We start from the raw sequence: 16,737 nt of genomic DNA, 5'->3' as shown, positions 1-16,737 counted from the left end.
TCCATGACCTGATCTCTCGCCCCTCCAGAAATTTCAACGTCGCGCCTTGCACGCGCCCAACATCGCCGCTCCCCTGCGCCACGACCGCCATCAGGTCGCAGCGATGCGACACCGCGATGCCGATCGCAGTGCGCTTCCCGTTGGGCATCTCGAGATCATAGACCCTGATCCGCCCTGGCATATCGCGACAGCAACGACATCGCCCGCCTTCAGCGGCACAAAGCGCGGGCTGATCATGTCGACATCGGCGACGCGATCGACCTCGTCGTCATCGGCGACGCCGCTGTCGCAATTGCAGAAGCCGAGTTTTGGCCTGAGATAAACCTCGACGTCGTCACCGCACTCCGCCGCGCCACAACGGAAGGCGCGGCCGGCAGGCCAGCCGTCGCGCGGGAACGGCCAGGCGATCTCGCGCCACTGCGCGGCCCGTGACGGTGCCATCTCGTAGCCGGCAACGGCGGAGAGCCCGCCGAGCGCCAGGACCATCGCCGCCATGACCGGCCAAGAGCCCATCATCGCGTGCTCACGGCAGACCGGCGACGGCGCGCGCCGCGCCAGTCAATTCGAGAATATGCAGGCCGGTGTTGGCGCGGTCGACCGCGTAGATGTAGCCGCGCTCGTCGGTCTCGACATTGTTGGTCTGGATCGCGACCCTGCAGCGGTCCTTGCCGTCGATCGTCACACAGCGCTTGTCGGTCGCCGCCGTGATGGAGGGAATGAAGTAGCCGACTTCCCTGGGATGATAGGGATCGCGGATGTCGAGCGCGCGGACGCCGGCGTTGAAGAAGGCGATGAAGGCCAGCTTCTTGTAGTAGACCGGCGCCATGCTCTCGTTCGACGAATGCGAGCCGAACCGGCCGCCGCGCTCGCAGAACGCCCCGGAGGCCTCGGGCACCGTATAGCTCGAGATCAGCATCGGCCGCGCCTCGGTGGTGACGTCGGCGAACCACACCATCTGCCGGGCCTCGCCGCATTCGTTCTGGATCGCCTCGTCGACGATCATCACGATGTCGCGGCTCTTGCCGTCCTTGTCATGGGCGAACTCGGCGATCGGCATGCCGGGCATCGGAAACACCGTGTGCGCGCCATTCATGGCGGACAGCGGCATCCGCGCGATCTCCGGGTATTTCAGATTGTCCGGCGTCGGCTCCTTCGGTCCGTTCAACAGCTTGTCGCGGTCGACGATCTGCAGGAAGCCGCCCTTGTTGGTGCCGTAGCCGAAATAGACGCGATTGCCCGTTGGCCCGGTCGAGATCGGCCCGTGCAGTTCGGTCGGCACCGCGCCGGTCGCGCCCGGCTCCTGCCCGGGCAGGCCGAAATCCCTGATCTTCGTGGGGTGCGCGGGATCGGAGAGATCATAGACCTGCGTCATGCGCCGCGTGCGCCAGTCCGGCGCGCCCGACACCAGGAAGGCGATGCCGGTGCCGCATTCCCAAAAACTCTTGTGCGTGTCCTTCAGGCCGCCGATCCGGGTGACGAGCACCGGATTGGCGGGATCGGCGACGTTCCAGACCTCGTGCGCCTCGCTGCCGAAAGTGCGCAGCATGTAAACCGCGTTGCGATCGCCCCTCGGCAAATCCTTGCCGTCGCAGATCCGCACCATCTGCGCGCCGCCGGATTCATACTTGCCTTCCTGTCCGGGAAGGTGCCGCAGATATTTCGGGTGCGCGGGATCGGTGACGTCGACGATCGAGGTGCCGTTCGGCTTGGCCTTGCCGATCATCGGGTTGACGGGATCGGGAATGTCGTCGGTGCCGCCGTGATGACCGATATAGGCGATCCATCTGTCGCCCTGATGATGGATGGTCGGCTGATAGGCGCTGCGCGCCTGCAAATCGCTGGTTCCAACCAGCCTCATGTTGGAGGCCTCGGGCGGATCGCCGATCTTCTGCTGGGCACTCGCACCATTCGCGAGCAGGACAAGAACCAACGTGCAGCAAACTGCCGTAACGCGACCGCCCATGCGCACCACCCAATGTTCCACACCAATCTGCGTTGGCTGCCGGCGAAGCTAGCACGGTGCTGCCGATGCCAAAACACACGCTCTTGACATGCAACCATTTGGTTGCCTATTATCCGACCCATGGATGAAGTCTTCAAAGCCCTCGCGGATGCCTCACGGCGAACGCTGCTTGACCGGCTTCACGATCAGAACGGGCAGACGCTCGGTGAGCTCTGCGACGGCCTCGACATGACGCGTCAGGCCGTCACCAAGCACCTTGTGATTCTCGAGGAGGCCAACCTCGTCACCACGATCAAGCATGGCCGCGAGAAGCTGCACTATCTCAACCCGGTTCCGATCCATCAGATCGGCGAGCGGTGGATCAGGAAGTTCGAGCGCGGGAAACTCGCCGCGCTGAGCGAGTTGAAAAGACAATTGGAGAAGCGTGATGAGTAAACCGGACTACGTCTACGTCACCTATATCGAGACCACCGCCGACAAACTGTGGCGTGCGCTGACATCGAGCGACTTCACCGAACGCTTCTGGTTCGGCTATCGCGTCAGTTCCGACTGGAAGGTCGGCTCGCTTTATTCTCTTACCAAGGACAGGCAACGCAGCGTGCAGGGCGAGGTGCTGATCGCAGATCGACCGAACAAGCTCGCCTATAGCTGGGATGTGGTGAAGGAAGGCGTCGAGCGCGAACAGGTCTCGCGCGTGACCTTCGACATCGAACCCCACGACGGAGTGGTCAAGCTGACCGTGACGCATGATAATCTGGGTCCGAAGACGCTGCGCGACATCTCCGGCGGCTGGCCGATGGTGATCGCAAGCCTGAAGAGCTTCCTCGAGACCGGGCGCGAACTGCCGGCCGATCTGCTCACCAGCGGCGCCAGGGAGGCCTACCATGCCTAAGCCCGAATTCGCCTACGTCACCTACATCGAGACCACGCCGGACAAACTGTGGGACGCGCTGACCAAGAGCGCGTTCACGCGGCAATACTGGTTCGACACCGAGCTGCAATCGGACTGGAAGGTCGGCTCGCCGCTCGCGCTGGTGATGGGCGGCAAGACCACCGACACCGGTGAGATCCTCGAGGCCGACCGGCCGCGACGCCTCGCCTACACCTTCAAGCACGTGCTCGACGAGGACATGCGCAAGGAGCCGGCAACCAAGGTGGTCTTCACGCTCGAAGCCCATGGCAAGATCGTGAAGCTGACCGTGACCCATGAGGGCTTCGGCGCGGGCAGCAAGCTGCTCGACGGCATTTCCAAGGGCTGGCCGGCGATCCTGTCGGGGCTCAAGAGCCTGCTCGAGACCGGCAAGGCGGTCACGATCCCGCCGGCCGCGCTCGGGATCGACGGCTTCGAATGACAATGAAAATCTATCGACGGGTACGTACAGACATGAACATCGAGAGATTCAAACCGGCAATCGTCTACGCGATCTACATCGCCGCCACGCCCGAGAAGGTGTGGCAGGCTTTGACGACTGCCGAATTCAGCCGGCAGTATTTCTCCGGCAACGCGGTCGAGGTCGACCTTCGGATCGGCGGCGCCTACGTCGTGCGGACGCCCGACGGCGCGCTGCACATCTCCGGCGAGGTGATCGAGTGCGATCCCCTGAAGCGGCTGACCGTCACCTTCAACGTCAACTGGCCGCAGCTGGTCGAAAAGCTCGGGCCGACGCTCGTCACCTGGGAGATCGAGCCGGCCGGCGACGGCGTGAAGCTGACGCTCTTGCAATCGCATGACCGTCCGATCAGCGACGACATTCTCGCAGGCGGCCGCACCGGCTGGCCGGCGATCCTCTCCAGCCTGAAGAGCCTCGTGGAGACCGGCAAGGCAATGGTGATCCCGATGCAGCCGCCAGCGCGCATGATGGCCGCGCTGAAGGAATTGGGAATCGCGATGCCGACGTGATGATAGCGACACAGTCGCTCCATACTCCGCCGTCGTCCCGGCGAAAGCCGGGACCCATAACCACCGCTCTGCGTGTGGCATTCGCTGGGGCCACAGCGTCGCGCAACAATTTCGCCCTGTGGTTATGGGTCCCGGGTCGCGCTTCGCTTGCCCGGGGCGACGGTGGGAGAGATTGCGCCCAGCACCGGTAGCTCACGCCACAAGCAGCAGAGCAACGATCAGATTCGCCACGAACAGCGTCGCGTCGATGACGAAGATCCTGAGCATCGGGCCCTTCAGCACCGGCCAGTAAGCGACCCCGACGCGCCCGCCTCGCATCAGCACAGGCAAATTGTAGGCGAACTGGCTGAAGTGACACGCGGCGAAGAACAGGAACAGTGAGAGCTGCGCCTCAATAGCCTGAAAGAACGGCGGCCTTGCGACCAGGAAGTACATCGACAGCAGCCCGATCGGCAGATTGATGCCGCCGAGAAACGCGACGCTGGCCGACAAGGTCGGCGCGATCGGATTGCCACGCTCCTCGCGTGGGACCAGGATCTTCAGCGTGTTGCGCTGGGCGATGCTGAACTGGACGAATGCGGCGCCAAACCAGAGCGCGTTGAGCAGCAGGACGACATCCAAAAATCGCACGGGCTATTTTCCGTAGAACGCTTCGCTGCGCACCACACGGCCGGCGCCATCGAAGTCCATGAACTCGCTGGCGCGCGTATCGCCGAGTTGCCACCACACCGTCAGGCGCGCGATCGTCTCGTCCCAGCTCCAGTTCAGGATCTTGAGGTCCACGCTTGCGATGCTGCCATAGGCCTTGCGCCAGTAGGCGCGGATATTCTCGGCCCCCGTGACTACGGGTGAGTCTGTCAGTTTGAGCGCCAACGGGCTGCGCATCTCGGCACCGTCGGCGAAGTGCGCGACGACGGCGTCGATATCGACGTTGCACCAGTTCGCGCACCACGCCTCGACAAAGCGTCCGGCGGCCGCCCGGTCCATGATCTGTTCGCCCATGCGACTGCCCTCCCCCGCGTGACTGCAGGGCAGACTGGCACGGCGGGATCCTCATGTCAACTATGTTGACTTGAGAGACTAGTTGCTGTCGGCGATCGCTCCCATCACCGCCATCCATGCGGCGGTGCCGGGCGCGCCGACACGATCGAATGCCTCACGGAGCACCTCGCGCTCGTGGTCGGACGCGCGCTGCTCGATGCGTTGCCCTGCTGCGGTCAGGTGCAGCAATTTGGAACGATGCTGCTCGGGCGACCGTTTCGCCGCCACGAGCTTACGCTCCAGCAACACGCCAAGTGGCCGGTTCAAGGCCTGCTTGGAAATGCCGAGCACCTCGATCAGCGAGCCGATCGAAATGTCGGGCCGCCGCGCAATGACATAGAGAATGCGATGGTGCGGCCGCGACAGGCCAACCGTGGCAAGATACTGGTCGGCCGCCAGCGTCATCCCGCGCCAGCCGTAATACATCAGCTCCAGCGCCGCATCCAGTTCGTGGAGCTTCTTGAGCGAGGCGCGATGCAGGCCGGGGGCCTGCGAGGCAGTCTTTTGCATGTGCGTATCGTGACGGACTTGCCGGAGAGAATCTAGCCCAGCGCCCTCAGCTCCCGCCGCAGCACCTTGCCCGTCGCCGTCATCGGCAGGCTGTCGGCGAACTGCACGAAGCGCGGATATTCGTGGGCGGCGAGCTGGACCTTGACGAATTCCTGGATCTCGCGCGCCAGGGCATCGCCCGGCGCGTAGCCCGGTCGCAGCACGATCCAGGCCTTGATCGATTCGGTGCGGATCGGGTCGGGGATGCCGACCACCGCCGACATCGCGACCGCCGGATGCTTCATCAGCGTGTGCTCGATCTCGGACGGGCCGACACGATAGCCGGCGGTGGTGATGACGTCGTCCTCGCGGCTGACGTACCAGAAATAGCCGTCCTCATCCTGCGCGCCGAGATCGCCGGTCAGCAGGAATTCGCCGGCATATTTCTTCGCGGTCGCTTCCGGATTGCGCCAGTACTCGATCATGGTGCAGGGGCACGGCTGGCGCACGCCGATGATGCCGCGCTGGCCCCGCGGCAGTTCCGCGCCCTTGTCGTTGACGATGCGGACGTCGAAGCCCGGCGTGGCGCGGCCCATCGAGCCCGGACGGATCGGAAACAGATTGGAATTGCTGCCTATCACGAGGTTGCATTCGGTCTGACCGAACACCTCATGGGCATCGATGCCGAAGGTGTCGCGCACCCAATCCAGCAATTCGCCGCCGAGCGACTCGCCGCCGGTGAAGATGCTGCGCAGCCTGACGCCGGAATTCTTCACATTGGCCTGCCGCATCAGCTTCAGCGCGGTCGGCGGCAGGAACACGTTGCGGATGCCGAGCTCGGCCATCATCTGCATCGCCGCTTGCGGCTCGAACTTGCGGGCGCGGTGACCAACCATCGGAATGCCGTGGTACCAGAATGCGAACAGGCCGTTGATCAGGCCGCCGATCCAGGCCCAGTCGGCCGGCGTCCACATCAGGTCGCCGGGCCGTGGCAGGAAGTTGTGGCACATCTCGACATTGGGCAGATGGCCGAGTACCACGCGATGCGCGTGCAGCGCGCCCTTCGGGTTGCCCGTGGTGCCCGACGTGTAGATGATCAGCGCGGGATCGTCGGCCGAGGTGTCGACGGTCGCGAACTCAGGCGACGCCGACTTGATCGCGCTCCAGAACGGTCTCGTCCCCGCCGGCGTCTTTTCGCCGACGATATAGATGCTCTTCAACTCGGGCAGGCGATCGCGGATTTTCGCGATCTTCTCCCAGCCCGCTTCATCGGTGATCACGGCCTTGGCAGCAGAATTCGACAGGCGGAATTCGAGCGCGTCTTCGCCGAACAGCGCGAACAGCGGGATCGAGATCATCGCTGCGCGAAACGCCGCGAGATGCGCGACCGGCAGTTCGAGCGATTGCGACAGGAACACCGCGACGCGGTCGCCGCGCACCAGTCCGTCGGCGGTCAGCACATTGGCGAAGCGGCGCGAGGCCTCCGCGACCTCGTCGAACGAGGTGCGCGTGGTGCCGCCATCCTCGTCGACATAGACCAGCGCGAGCCGCCCGGTACCGTCGGCATGGCGGTCGCAACAGGCGGTCGCCATGTTGAAGCGCGCGGGAACGTCCCAGCGGAAGTTGCGATAGAGCTCGTCGTAAGTAGCGGCTTCCTTGAGCATGGTGTGTGTTGCTTCCGTCCCTCGTCATGGCCGGGGCTTTCCCCTGCCATCCGCGTTTTGCTGCGGCAGATTGTAGAGACGTCGATGCCCGGGACAAGCCCGGGCTGACGAAGAATGTGATGCCCGGATAAAGAACCCCGGATGGAGCGGTCGCGCGAACGCGCGCCCGATGACAGGCTCCGCGCAATCCGGGGTTCTCATCGAGCGGACGGACTCACCCGGATTTCGCTTCGCTGCATCCGGGCTACGACCATCCTTGAGGAGAAAGCTGTCAGGCGGCCGCCTGCTCCATTGCGACCTCGGCCTTGAGGCTATCGAGGTCGCGATAGATCGATGCGACCGCGAGCACGCGCCCGCCGCGCTTGTAGCGCAGCACGCAATCCCTGCCGGCAATGCTGCCATCCACCGCGATCTCGTCCCACTGCTCGGCATGGCCGACATAGTTGATCGGCACGTCGTAATGCTGGCTCCAGAAGAACGGCACCGCGTCGAACACCTCGCGCTGCCCAAGCATATTCCGCGCGGCGGTCTGGCCCTGGCGCTCCGCCACCACCCAATGCTCGACCCGGATCGCCTCGCCGCTGTGCGGATCGGGCCAGCGCGCGATATCGCCGGCCGCGTAGATGCCGGGAACGCTGGTCTCGAGATAGGCGTCGACTGTCACGCCGCGATCGATCGCGAGCCCGGCCGCTTCCGCCAGCACCAGCCGCGGCTTCACGCCGACACCGACCACGACGAGATCGGCATCGAGCACAGGCCCGCTCTTCAGGCGGGCGCGCTTGCCCTCGATCGCGGCCACCGTGTCGCCGAGGTGGAAGACGACGCCATGCTCTTCGTGCAGCGCGCGGACGAAATCGCCCATCTCAGGCCCGAGCACGCGTTCCATCGGCCGCTGCTCCAGCCCGACCACGTGGACCTCGATTTCCCGCGCGCGGAGCGAGGCCGCCACCTCGAGGCCGATGAAGCTCGCACCGATCACCACCGCGCGGCGCGCTCCGCTGGCCGAGGCGATGATGGCCCGGCAATCGTCGACGGTGCGCAGCACATGAACGTGGGGCTGGTCCGCGCCCGGGATCGGCAGCCGCACCGGCTCCGCGCCGGTCGCCAGCAGCAGCCGGTCATACGGAATCGTTTCGCCGCCGGCGAGCACGACATTGCGGCGGCCGGCGTCGATCGACTTGACCTCGGTCCTGAGTCTCAGATCGATCGCCGCGTCACGATAGAAATCGTCCGGCTTCAGCGGCAGCCAGTCTTCCGGCGCGCTGCCGGCGAGGAAATCCTTGGACAGGTTCGGCCGATCCACCGGCGGCGTGGCCTCGCCGCTCAGCATGACGATGCTGCCGCGATAGTCCTGCCGCCGCAGTATCTCGGCGGCGGCAAACCCTGCCCCGCCGCCGCCGACAATCACAATGCTGCCGGGCGCATCGACCGGACCCTTGACGCGGAATTTCGGCTCCGCGCGCTTCTCGCGCACGATGACGCGATCGCCCTCGCGCTCGACCTTCCAGACCGCGAGCGCGTTGAAGGCGGGCGCGGCGGTCGCTTCACCGGTGCGAATATCGAAGCAGGCGTGATGCCAGGGGCAATGGACGGTCTCGCCCTCAAGGAGGCCTTCGGCGAGCGGACCGTGGTAATGGCTGCAATGCGCGTCGATGGCGAAGATATCCGCCCCCGAGCGCACCAGCAGCACGTCCTCGTCGCCGACATGGCCGAGCAACATCGCGCCCGTGAAGTCGGAGAGTGCAACGCCTTGTGTCAGATCCGGACCGGAAGGAGCTTGCTGGTCGGCCATATCATTCCTCCATCGCCCTGTGGCGCTCTAAACCGCTATGCCGAGGAATTCCTGGCGGGTTAGCGCATTGTCGCGAAAGCAACCCAGCATGCGGCTGGTCACGAGATCGGTATCCGGCTTGTGCACGCCACGGGTCGTCATGCAGTGATGCGACGCCTTGATGATGACGCCCACGCCCTGAGGCTTCAAGACGTCGTTGATGGTGTTGGCGATCTGCGCCGTCATCTTCTCCTGAATCTGCAAACGCCTGGCATAGATGTCGACCACCCGCGCCAGCTTGCTGATGCCGACCACGCGGCCGTTCGGGATGTAGGCAACCCAGGCCTGACCGATAATCGGCGCCATGTGATGCTCGCAATGGCTCTCGAAGCGGATGCCCCGCAGGGCAATCATTTCATCGTAGCCTTCGATCTCCTCGAAGGTCTTTTCCAGGATCTCCGCGGGACGTTGGTCGTAACCCGCAAAGAATTCCTCGAACGAACGCGTCACACGCGCCGGAGTTTCAAGCAGACCATCCCGCTCGGGATCGTCGCCGGTCCAGCGGATGATGGTGCGGACTGCGGCCTCGACTTCGGCCCGGGTCGGCTTGTCGGATTCGGTTTGAGCGGCTCTTGCACGATCCAGCGCATGCACAATCGGGTTCATCGGGGCCTTTCCTTTGCGGAGTCATCGCGAGGTCATGCCCGTCAGATGCTCCGTCAGCAGAAAGGTTCCCGCAATTCGGCCCGCGGCACTTTGCGCCGCAAGCCAGCCGGGACGAACGGCTAGCCCGTCAGCGCCGCCTTGACCAGGCCGCTGGCCTTGCCGAAATCCATCTGGCCGGCGTATTTCGCCTTCAGCGCGCCGATCACCTTGCCCATGTCCTTGATGCCGGCGGCACCCGTCTCGGCGATGATCGCCGAGATCGCGGCCTTCACGTCGTCATCGGACATCTGCTTCGGCAGGTACGCCGAGATCACGGCGATCTCCTCGCGCTCCTGGGCCGCGAGCTCGGCGCGGCCGCCCTTGTCGTAGAGCTCGACCGACTCCTGGCGCTGCTTGATCATCTTCTGCAGCAGGCCGAGCAGGTCGGCATCGGAGAGAGGCGGCTTGCCCTGCCCGCGCGCGTCGATGTCGGCGTTCTTGATGGTCGAATTGACCATGCGCAGCGTGGAGAGCTTGCGCTCGTCCTTTGCCTTCATCGCTTCCTTGACCGCAGTATTGATGTCGTCGCGCAGCATTTCGTTGTCCTTGAACCAGCAATCCCCTCATCTAGGCAGTTTGCACCGGCAGAACAACCTAGTTCCTCAGCCATTCGACCAGCGCATCGGCGCAGGCCTGCGGCTGTTCCAGCTGCGGCAGGTGACCGCAATTGGCGAGCACCACAAGTTTTGCGCCGGGAATGCCGTTGGCCATCTCCTCCGACAGCGAATTCGGAACGGTGTTGTCGGTATCCGACGTCAGCACCAAGGTCGGGCACTTGATCCAGGCCATGCTCGGCCGCGAATCCGGCCGGCTGAGCACCGCGTTCTGCTGGCGGATGAAGGCCTCGGCGCCGACGTCCTCGCTCATGTCGTCGACGATCCGGCGCAGGCTTGCATCGCCCTGCCGCGACGGATGCACGAAGCCCGGAAACAGCTCATCGACCACGCTGCGATATTGGCCGCTTCTGGCACGCTCGATCATGCCGCGGCGACGCGCGGTCGCTTCCGGCGTATCGGCCCGCGCCTGGGTGCTCATCAGCGCCAGCTTCGCAACCCGGTCCGGCGCCTGCCGCATGATCTCGAAGGCGATGTAGCCGCCCATCGAGTGCCCGGCGAGCGCAAAGCGCGGCGGCGCCTCGGCCAGGATCCGGCGGGCGATGGCCCCCATATTGTCGTCCCTGACATGGTTGGCGACCGTCACCGGCCCGCATCGCCACAGCGCCGGGATGACGGGGGCGAAAATCCGCGGCGAGCAGATGAGGCCCGGGACGAGCAGGATCGGCATCGTATTATCCATGCGGGAGCTCCGGACGGGTCATTTTCGGCAAGCAAACGGCCGCTTCAGGGAACTTTAGATTAAAAGGCCGTTCGGGCCTGTCAAATCGGCCGGTATTGCCGTGTGAATCCGTGCCCTTTCGCTTTGACGCCGCAGGGTGCGGCGTCTATTTAAAGGGCTCATGACAATATCCGAAAACGCTCCCGCCTGGCCGGACCATAAACCGACCGCGCTCCTTGTGCTCGCCGATGGTACCGTGCTGGAAGGCTTCGGTCTCGGCGCGGAAGGCCACGCCGTCGGCGAGGTCTGCTTCAACACCGCGATGACCGGCTATGAGGAGATCCTCACCGATCCGTCCTATGCCGGCCAGATCATCACCTTCACCTTCCCGCATATCGGCAATGTCGGTACCAACGAGGAAGACATCGAGACGGTGAACATGGCGGCGACGCCCGGCGCGCGCGGCGTGATCCTGCGCTCGGCGATATCAGATCCCTCGAATTACCGCGCCACCCGCCATCTCGACCTGTGGTTGAAGGCGCGCGGCATCATCGGCCTCTCCGGCATCGACACCCGCGCGCTGACCGCGCTGATCCGCTCCAAGGGCATGCCCAATGCGGTGATCGTGCACGCCAGAAACGGCGAGTTCGACCTGCACGGCCTGAAGGAAGAAGCCCGCGAATGGCCCGGCCTCGAGGGCATGGACCTGGTGCCGATGGTCACCTCCGGCCAGCGCTTCACCTGGGACGAGACGCCCTGGGTGTGGGGCAACGGTTTCGGCCAGCAGACCGCGCCGGAATTCAACGTGGTCGCGATCGATTACGGCATCAAGCGCAACATCCTGCGCCTGCTCGCCGGCGTCGGCGCCAAGGTGACCGTGGTGCCGGCGACGACCGCCGCCGAAGACATCCTGGCGATGAAGCCGGACGGCGTATTCCTGTCGAACGGCCCCGGCGATCCCGCCGCGACCGGCAAATATGCCGTGCCCGTGATCCAGAAGGTGATCGCTTCGGGAACGCCGACCTTCGGCATCTGCCTCGGCCATCAGATGCTTGGCCTTGCCGTCGGGGCCAAGACCATGAAGATGCATCAGGGCCATCACGGCGCCAACCATCCGGTCAAGGACGAGACCACCGGCAAGGTCGAGATCACCTCGATGAACCACGGCTTTGCCGTGGACCAGGCGACGCTGCCGAAAGGTGCGACCCAGACCCATATCTCGCTGTTCGACGGCTCCAATTGCGGCATTGCACTTGAGGGCAAGCCGGTGTTCTCGGTGCAGTACCACCCGGAAGCCTCGCCCGGCCCGCGCGACTCGCACTACCTGTTCCAGCGCTTTGCCGATCTGATGCGGAAGAACAAGCGCGCGGCTTAGAGCCCGATCGTCATTGCCGGGCTTGCCGCCTCCGCCAAAGGCTTCGGCGCGCCCGGGACCATTGGCCTCGTCGGAGCCTCGGCGTAGACGGGACCCGGCAATCCATCCCTTGAAGAAGATGGATGCCCGGATCAAGTCCGGGCATGACGGCTATTGCGCGCGGCTGGCACCGACAGCAGCAATGCGTCTTCGCATCACATCACGGGAAATCTCGACATGACCGCCCCCGCCACTCCGAAGCCCGTCTACGGCGTCTCCTCGATGGCGGTGATGGCCTCGATGCCGGGGCTCGACTTGGTGCGCGGCATCTTCGCCCGAACCCTGCCGGAGCCGCCGATCATGGAGAATGTCGAGCCGTTCGACTGCTCCGCCGAGACCGGCCATGTGGTGATCCACAGCATCCCGGGCCTCCGCCACTACAACCCGATCGGCTCGGTGCATGGCGGCTACGCCGCGATCCTCTTGGATTCCGCGATGGGGCTTGCGGTGCAGACCACGCTGCCGCAGGGCTTTGGCTACACCACGCTGGAGTTCAAGATCTCCTTCGTCCGCGGCATGAGCCAGGACACCGGCAAAATCTGCACCGAGGGCCACGTGCTCAACGCCGGGCGCCGGGTTGCGACCGCGGAAGCGCGGATTACCGACGGCAAGGGCAAGCTGCTCGCGCATGCCACCACGACCTGCCTGGTGTTCGAGCTGTCCAAGAATACCTGAGGGCAAGCGCGTCTTGGCGCCAGATCTTGGCGCATTGGAGCCATGACGAAGCGCGCTGGATCGCGGCCTGCGCTCTGTGATTGAGTTTCCCTGTCCGAGATCAGGCAAACATGATCCGGCCTGGAAAGGGAACGCCGATGATTTCAGCGCATTCAGACATGACCATCCGCGACATCCGCGTGACGATGCTGCGGCTGCCCTGGGCCGACGATCCCTGGCTGAAAGGCGCGGCGCTCGGCGCGACGCGCGACATTCTGATCTGCGACGTCGAGACGTCCGGCGGTGTCACCGGCATGGGCTATCTGTTCGTATTCAAGCCGGCGATGAAGTCGATCGCGGCCTGTCTCGACGAGTGCATCATCCCGCGCGTCATCGGCAAGGACGCCACCGCGATCGAGGCGATCTGGCGCGATCTGTGGACGGCGACGACGACCTATGGCCGCGGCGGCATCGCCGCGATGGCCATGTCGGCGCTCGACATCGCACTGTGGGACGCGGTGGGGAAACGGGCCGGCCTGCCGCTGCACCGGCTGTGGGGGCACTATCGCTCGGAAATCCCGATCTATGGTTCCGGCTGCTTCCGGGGCGCCGGCGGCGACGGGATGATCGAGAAGGCGCTGCATTTCGTGAAGCAGGGCTACAAGGCGATCAAGATGCAGGTCGCGCACGTCCACACGCCGGCGCAGGACCTCGACAATGTGCGCCGCATGCGCGAGACGCTCGGGCCCGACATCGACATCATGATCGACGTCAACATGGGCTGGAGCGCCGATGTCGCGATCGAGATGGGACGCAAGTTCGAGAAGTACGATATCTACTGGCTCGAGGAGCCGGTGCCGGCCGATGATTTCGCCGGTTACCAGCGGATCGCGGCGGCGCTCGACATGCGCGTCGTCGGCGGCGAGACGCATTTCACGCGCTACGATCTGCGGCCGTTCTTTCTCAATCCCTGCCTGCCGATCCTGCAACCCGACCCGATGCGCGGCGGCATGACCGACCTGCGCAAGATCGCGGCGCTTGCGGACACGTTCGGCATCACCATCGCGCCGCATCTGTTTCCCGAACTCAATGTGCACCTCTTGGCTTCGATTCCGAACGGCATCTGGTGTGAGAACATGGCGCTGATCGACGATCTCTGGGTCGACCCGCCCGAGATCGCCAACGGCATGATCACCGCGCCGGAGCGGCCCGGGCACGGGCTCAGGTTCAGGGAAGACGTGTTGAAGTTCAAAATCTAGCTGGAACGGTTTGCGGACCGACGCTTTGTTGGTCTGGAGACCACCTCACAGCGCTGGAGAGCCACCATGTCGGTCGTCCGTGCCGATATCGAGCCCCTGGCCATCGTCTTCCGGGACGACGGCCTGGTGCCGAACAACCCGATGCCGTTCCTGGTCTACAAGGCCGCCGTCGACGTCAGCAGCAATCCCGAGGCCAGCATCGAGCAGCTGTTCGGCAAGAATGGCTGGGGCGCGATGTGGCGCAACGGCGTCTACGACTTCGCGCATTACCACGCCACCGTGCACGAGGTGCTGGGCGTCGCCCGTGGTCGCGCGCGCGTGCAGTTTGGCGGCGAGCGCGGGCAAGCACTCGAGATCGCGGCCGGCGACGTCGCGATCCTGCCCGCCGGCACCGGGCATCAATGCCTGTCGGCGAGCGACGATTTCTGCGTGGTCGGCGCCTATCCGCCGGGCCCCCCGATGGATCTGCAGCGGCCGACGCCGGAGAACCACGCCAGGGCGCTGAAGACGATCCCGCTGGTCGCGATCCCCGCGACCGATCCGGTGATGGGCAAGGACGGGCCGCTGGTGCGGCTGTGGAAGCGCTAGGATTCAAGATTGTCGAACGGACTGTGCTTCGTTCTCCCCCTTGGGGAAGGTGACGGGATACAGGCAACCTAAATTGATTATCCGTAGCCCAATCGTTATGCGTGGGGCTCTTTTTGCGCGCTCAACGGATTCCCGAAACTATGCGGGCGCAGAGAATGCCCGTGATCACGGAAGGCCGCTGACGATTCGGCCTGTCGCCATATTGAGCGCTACTCGCTCCCGCTTCCTGCTCGTGCTAGAGTGCCACGCGTGGAGGTAGTGCAGCCCTTTTCAACGTTAAGCCTGCCGGCATCACTTTTCAAAGAACCTTGATTTAAGTCAGCATCGCTGCGGCGATTTATGCCGCCAATGACACCTTAAAGCGCGCGATTCATCTGCGGGAGTGACAGAGCTTCCGCGTCCGCTGCTGCTCTTTTTGCAGGAGCAATGGAGGTCATACACATTACCTGACGGCATCAGATGCTCCGCGCTTCCCACAAGCAACCGCAACAGAGATCAGGAGAGGAGAATTCGACATGTTTCGAGGAATTCTGACGCTGACATTGTCGCTCTGCATTGGCGCGGCTACCGCGCCTGCAGCGCTGGCCCAGACGGCGCCGGCAATCAACGAGCAGGAGGCACACGCGATCGCGGTGGACGCCTATATTTACTTCTACCCACTCCTGACGATGGACATCACGCGAAAGCAGTTCACCAACGTCGAGCCCGGCAAAGAGAACTTCAAGGGCCCGATGAACACCTTCGTCAACATCCCCGAATACCCGCCGGCGAATTTCAAGGGCGTGGTGCGGTCCAACTTCGATACGCTCTATTCCGTTTCATGGCTGGACATGACCAAGGAGCCGGTTGTCGTCTCCGTTCCCGATACCGATGGACGCTTCTATTTGCTGCCCATGCTGGACATGTGGTCGGATGTGTTCGCCTCGCCCGGCTGGCGCACCACGGGCACCAAAGCGGGGACCTTTCTGGTGACGGCTCCGGGATGGCGGCCTGATCTGCGCGACAGGTTTGCGGAGGAGTTCAAGCTTCCGAAGGATACCCAGCGCATCGACGCGCCGACGCCTTACGTCTGGGTCATTGGCCGCACCAAGACGGACGGCCCGCCGGACTACGATGCGGTCCACAAGATCCAGGCCGGCTACAAGGTCACGCCTCTTTCCGAGTTCGGCAAGACTCAGAAGCCGACCGAGGTCAGGATCGATCCCAGCGTCGACATGAAGACGGCGCCCAAGGTGCAGGTCGATACCATGTCGGCCGGCGTCTACTTCGCGCAGGCCGCCGAGCTGCTCAAGCTTCACCCGCCGCACATCACCGATGAACCAATCATCGCGCAGATGAAGAGGATCGGCATCGAGCCCGGCAAGAGCTTCGAAATCAGCAAGGTGGACCCGGTGCTGCAACGGGCGCTGGAGACGGCGCCGCAGGACGGGCAGAAGCTGATGGCATGGAAGGTGCCGACGCTGGCGCGCGTTGTGAATGGCTGGTCGATGAACACCGACACGATGGGCGTTTACGGCAACTACTATTTGAAGCGTGCTATCGTCGCGCAGGTCGGGCTTGGCGCCAACCTGCCGGAGGACGCCATTTATCCGCTCAATCTCTCCGACAGTACCGGCAAACCGCTCGACGGCGCTAACAAGTATACGATCACGTTCGACAAGGGCGCCGCCCCGCCGGTCAATGCCTTCTGGTCGATCACGCTCTACGACCAGGAAGGATTCCAGGTCGGTAACGCGCTGAACCGCTTCGCTGTCTCCAGCTGGATGCCGTTCAAATACAACCCGGACGGCTCGCTCGATCTCTACTTCCAGAACGAAAGTCCGGGCGCGGACAAACAAGCCAACTGGCTCCCGGCGCCGAAGGGCGCCTTCAACCTGACCATGCGCCTTTACGGTCCGAAATCGGAGGCGCTGACCGGAAAGTGGAATCCTCCGCCGATCGTGCGATTGGAGACAGCGGTGGGTCTGTCAGCTCAGTAGGCTTCAACCGCACTGACCGCAGCCGGGCGGCCAGA

The 16,737-nt window shown here is 64.2% G+C and carries 19 protein-coding genes; 9 read left to right on the top strand and 10 right to left on the bottom strand.

Annotated elements, in window-relative coordinates; all coding sequences use genetic code 11:
* Nucleotides 1-90: 90 nt before the first annotated feature.
* Both I6F38_RS07180 and I6F38_RS07175 read right to left on the bottom strand, forming a co-directional pair.
* Nucleotides 91-516 (bottom strand): hypothetical protein, encoded by a 426-nt coding sequence (locus I6F38_RS07180; RefSeq protein ID WP_225159678.1) that lies wholly within the window; start codon nt 514-516, stop codon nt 91-93.
* A 7-nt stretch (nt 517-523) separates the two neighbouring features.
* On the bottom strand, nt 524-1,930 hold the full coding sequence (locus I6F38_RS07175) for a hypothetical protein (protein ID WP_346657097.1): 1,407 nt from the start codon (nt 1,928-1,930) through the stop codon (nt 524-526).
* Between the two features lie 153 nt (nt 1,931-2,083).
* Here I6F38_RS07175 and I6F38_RS07170 point away from each other — a divergent pair, with 153 nt between their 5' ends.
* The 4 genes from I6F38_RS07170 to I6F38_RS07155 are packed head-to-tail and all read left to right on the top strand — an operon-like array spanning nt 2,084 to nt 3,863.
* Nucleotides 2,084-2,398 (top strand): metalloregulator ArsR/SmtB family transcription factor, encoded by a 315-nt coding sequence (locus I6F38_RS07170; protein ID WP_028343393.1) that lies wholly within the window; start codon nt 2,084-2,086, stop codon nt 2,396-2,398.
* Nucleotides 2,391-2,855: an SRPBCC family protein gene (locus I6F38_RS07165; protein ID WP_225159673.1), complete on the top strand. Its 465-nt coding sequence runs from the start codon at nt 2,391-2,393 to the stop codon at nt 2,853-2,855. Before I6F38_RS07170 ends, I6F38_RS07165 begins: the two co-directional genes overlap by 8 nt.
* Nucleotides 2,848-3,315 carry an SRPBCC family protein gene (locus I6F38_RS07160; protein ID WP_057018077.1) on the top strand — a complete coding sequence of 156 codons (468 nt, stop codon included), beginning with the start codon at nt 2,848-2,850 and terminating at the stop codon, nt 3,313-3,315. The genes I6F38_RS07165 and I6F38_RS07160 overlap by 8 nt, the downstream gene beginning before the upstream one ends.
* A gap of 32 nt (nt 3,316-3,347) precedes the next feature.
* Nucleotides 3,348-3,863, top strand: a complete 516-nt coding sequence (locus I6F38_RS07155; protein WP_225159671.1) for an SRPBCC family protein — start codon at nt 3,348-3,350, stop codon at nt 3,861-3,863.
* A 192-nt stretch (nt 3,864-4,055) separates the two neighbouring features.
* Here the strand turns inward: I6F38_RS07155 and I6F38_RS07150 are convergent, their stop codons facing one another.
* The 8 genes from I6F38_RS07150 to I6F38_RS07115 form a co-directional block, all read right to left on the bottom strand.
* Nucleotides 4,056-4,493, bottom strand: a complete 438-nt coding sequence (locus tag I6F38_RS07150) for a hypothetical protein (protein WP_225159669.1) — start codon at nt 4,491-4,493, stop codon at nt 4,056-4,058.
* Nucleotides 4,494-4,496: 3 nt separating this feature from the next.
* Complete coding sequence (locus I6F38_RS07145) at nt 4,497-4,865, bottom strand: nuclear transport factor 2 family protein (protein ID WP_225159667.1); 369 nt, start codon at nt 4,863-4,865, stop codon at nt 4,497-4,499.
* Between the two features lie 78 nt (nt 4,866-4,943).
* Nucleotides 4,944-5,414 carry a MarR family transcriptional regulator gene (locus I6F38_RS07140; RefSeq protein ID WP_225159665.1) on the bottom strand — a complete coding sequence of 157 codons (471 nt, stop codon included), beginning with the start codon at nt 5,412-5,414 and terminating at the stop codon, nt 4,944-4,946.
* 32 nt (nt 5,415-5,446) lie between these two features.
* A complete protein-coding gene (locus I6F38_RS07135; protein ID WP_225159663.1) occupies nt 5,447-7,057 on the bottom strand; it encodes an acyl-CoA synthetase in 1,611 nt (536 codons plus the stop codon).
* A gap of 271 nt (nt 7,058-7,328) precedes the next feature.
* Nucleotides 7,329-8,849, bottom strand: coding sequence for an FAD-dependent oxidoreductase (locus I6F38_RS07130; protein WP_225159661.1), 1,521 nt, complete (start codon nt 8,847-8,849; stop codon nt 7,329-7,331).
* Between the two features lie 27 nt (nt 8,850-8,876).
* Complete coding sequence (gene folE, locus I6F38_RS07125; RefSeq protein WP_028333118.1) at nt 8,877-9,494, bottom strand: GTP cyclohydrolase I FolE; 618 nt, start codon at nt 9,492-9,494, stop codon at nt 8,877-8,879.
* Nucleotides 9,495-9,613: 119 nt separating this feature from the next.
* Complete coding sequence (locus I6F38_RS07120; protein ID WP_028333117.1) at nt 9,614-10,069, bottom strand: GatB/YqeY domain-containing protein; 456 nt, start codon at nt 10,067-10,069, stop codon at nt 9,614-9,616.
* A 58-nt stretch (nt 10,070-10,127) separates the two neighbouring features.
* Nucleotides 10,128-10,829: an alpha/beta hydrolase gene (locus tag I6F38_RS07115; protein WP_225159659.1), complete on the bottom strand. Its 702-nt coding sequence runs from the start codon at nt 10,827-10,829 to the stop codon at nt 10,128-10,130.
* A gap of 160 nt (nt 10,830-10,989) precedes the next feature.
* Between I6F38_RS07115 and carA the strand changes: the two genes are divergently transcribed.
* From carA to I6F38_RS07090, 5 genes are all read left to right on the top strand, one after another.
* On the top strand, nt 10,990-12,183 hold the full coding sequence (gene carA, locus I6F38_RS07110; RefSeq protein ID WP_225159656.1) for a glutamine-hydrolyzing carbamoyl-phosphate synthase small subunit: 1,194 nt from the start codon (nt 10,990-10,992) through the stop codon (nt 12,181-12,183).
* Between the two features lie 216 nt (nt 12,184-12,399).
* The gene (locus tag I6F38_RS07105) at nt 12,400-12,897 is read left to right on the top strand and encodes a PaaI family thioesterase (RefSeq protein ID WP_225159654.1); all 498 of its coding nucleotides are present in this window, start codon (nt 12,400-12,402) and stop codon (nt 12,895-12,897) included.
* Nucleotides 12,898-13,034: 137 nt separating this feature from the next.
* Nucleotides 13,035-14,135 carry a mandelate racemase/muconate lactonizing enzyme family protein gene (locus I6F38_RS07100; RefSeq protein ID WP_225159652.1) on the top strand — a complete coding sequence of 367 codons (1,101 nt, stop codon included), beginning with the start codon at nt 13,035-13,037 and terminating at the stop codon, nt 14,133-14,135.
* Between the two features lie 66 nt (nt 14,136-14,201).
* Complete coding sequence (locus I6F38_RS07095) at nt 14,202-14,723, top strand: cupin domain-containing protein (RefSeq protein ID WP_225159650.1); 522 nt, start codon at nt 14,202-14,204, stop codon at nt 14,721-14,723.
* 515 nt (nt 14,724-15,238) lie between these two features.
* The gene (locus tag I6F38_RS07090) at nt 15,239-16,702 is read left to right on the top strand and encodes a DUF1254 domain-containing protein (RefSeq protein ID WP_225159646.1); all 1,464 of its coding nucleotides are present in this window, start codon (nt 15,239-15,241) and stop codon (nt 16,700-16,702) included.
* Nucleotides 16,703-16,737: the final 35 nt, after the last annotated feature.

This window comes from Bradyrhizobium sp. BRP56 (assembly GCF_020194035.1).
Taxonomy (GTDB): domain Bacteria; phylum Pseudomonadota; class Alphaproteobacteria; order Rhizobiales; family Xanthobacteraceae; genus Bradyrhizobium; species Bradyrhizobium australafricanum.
This window is presented reverse-complemented; position numbering and strand designations above follow the sequence as displayed.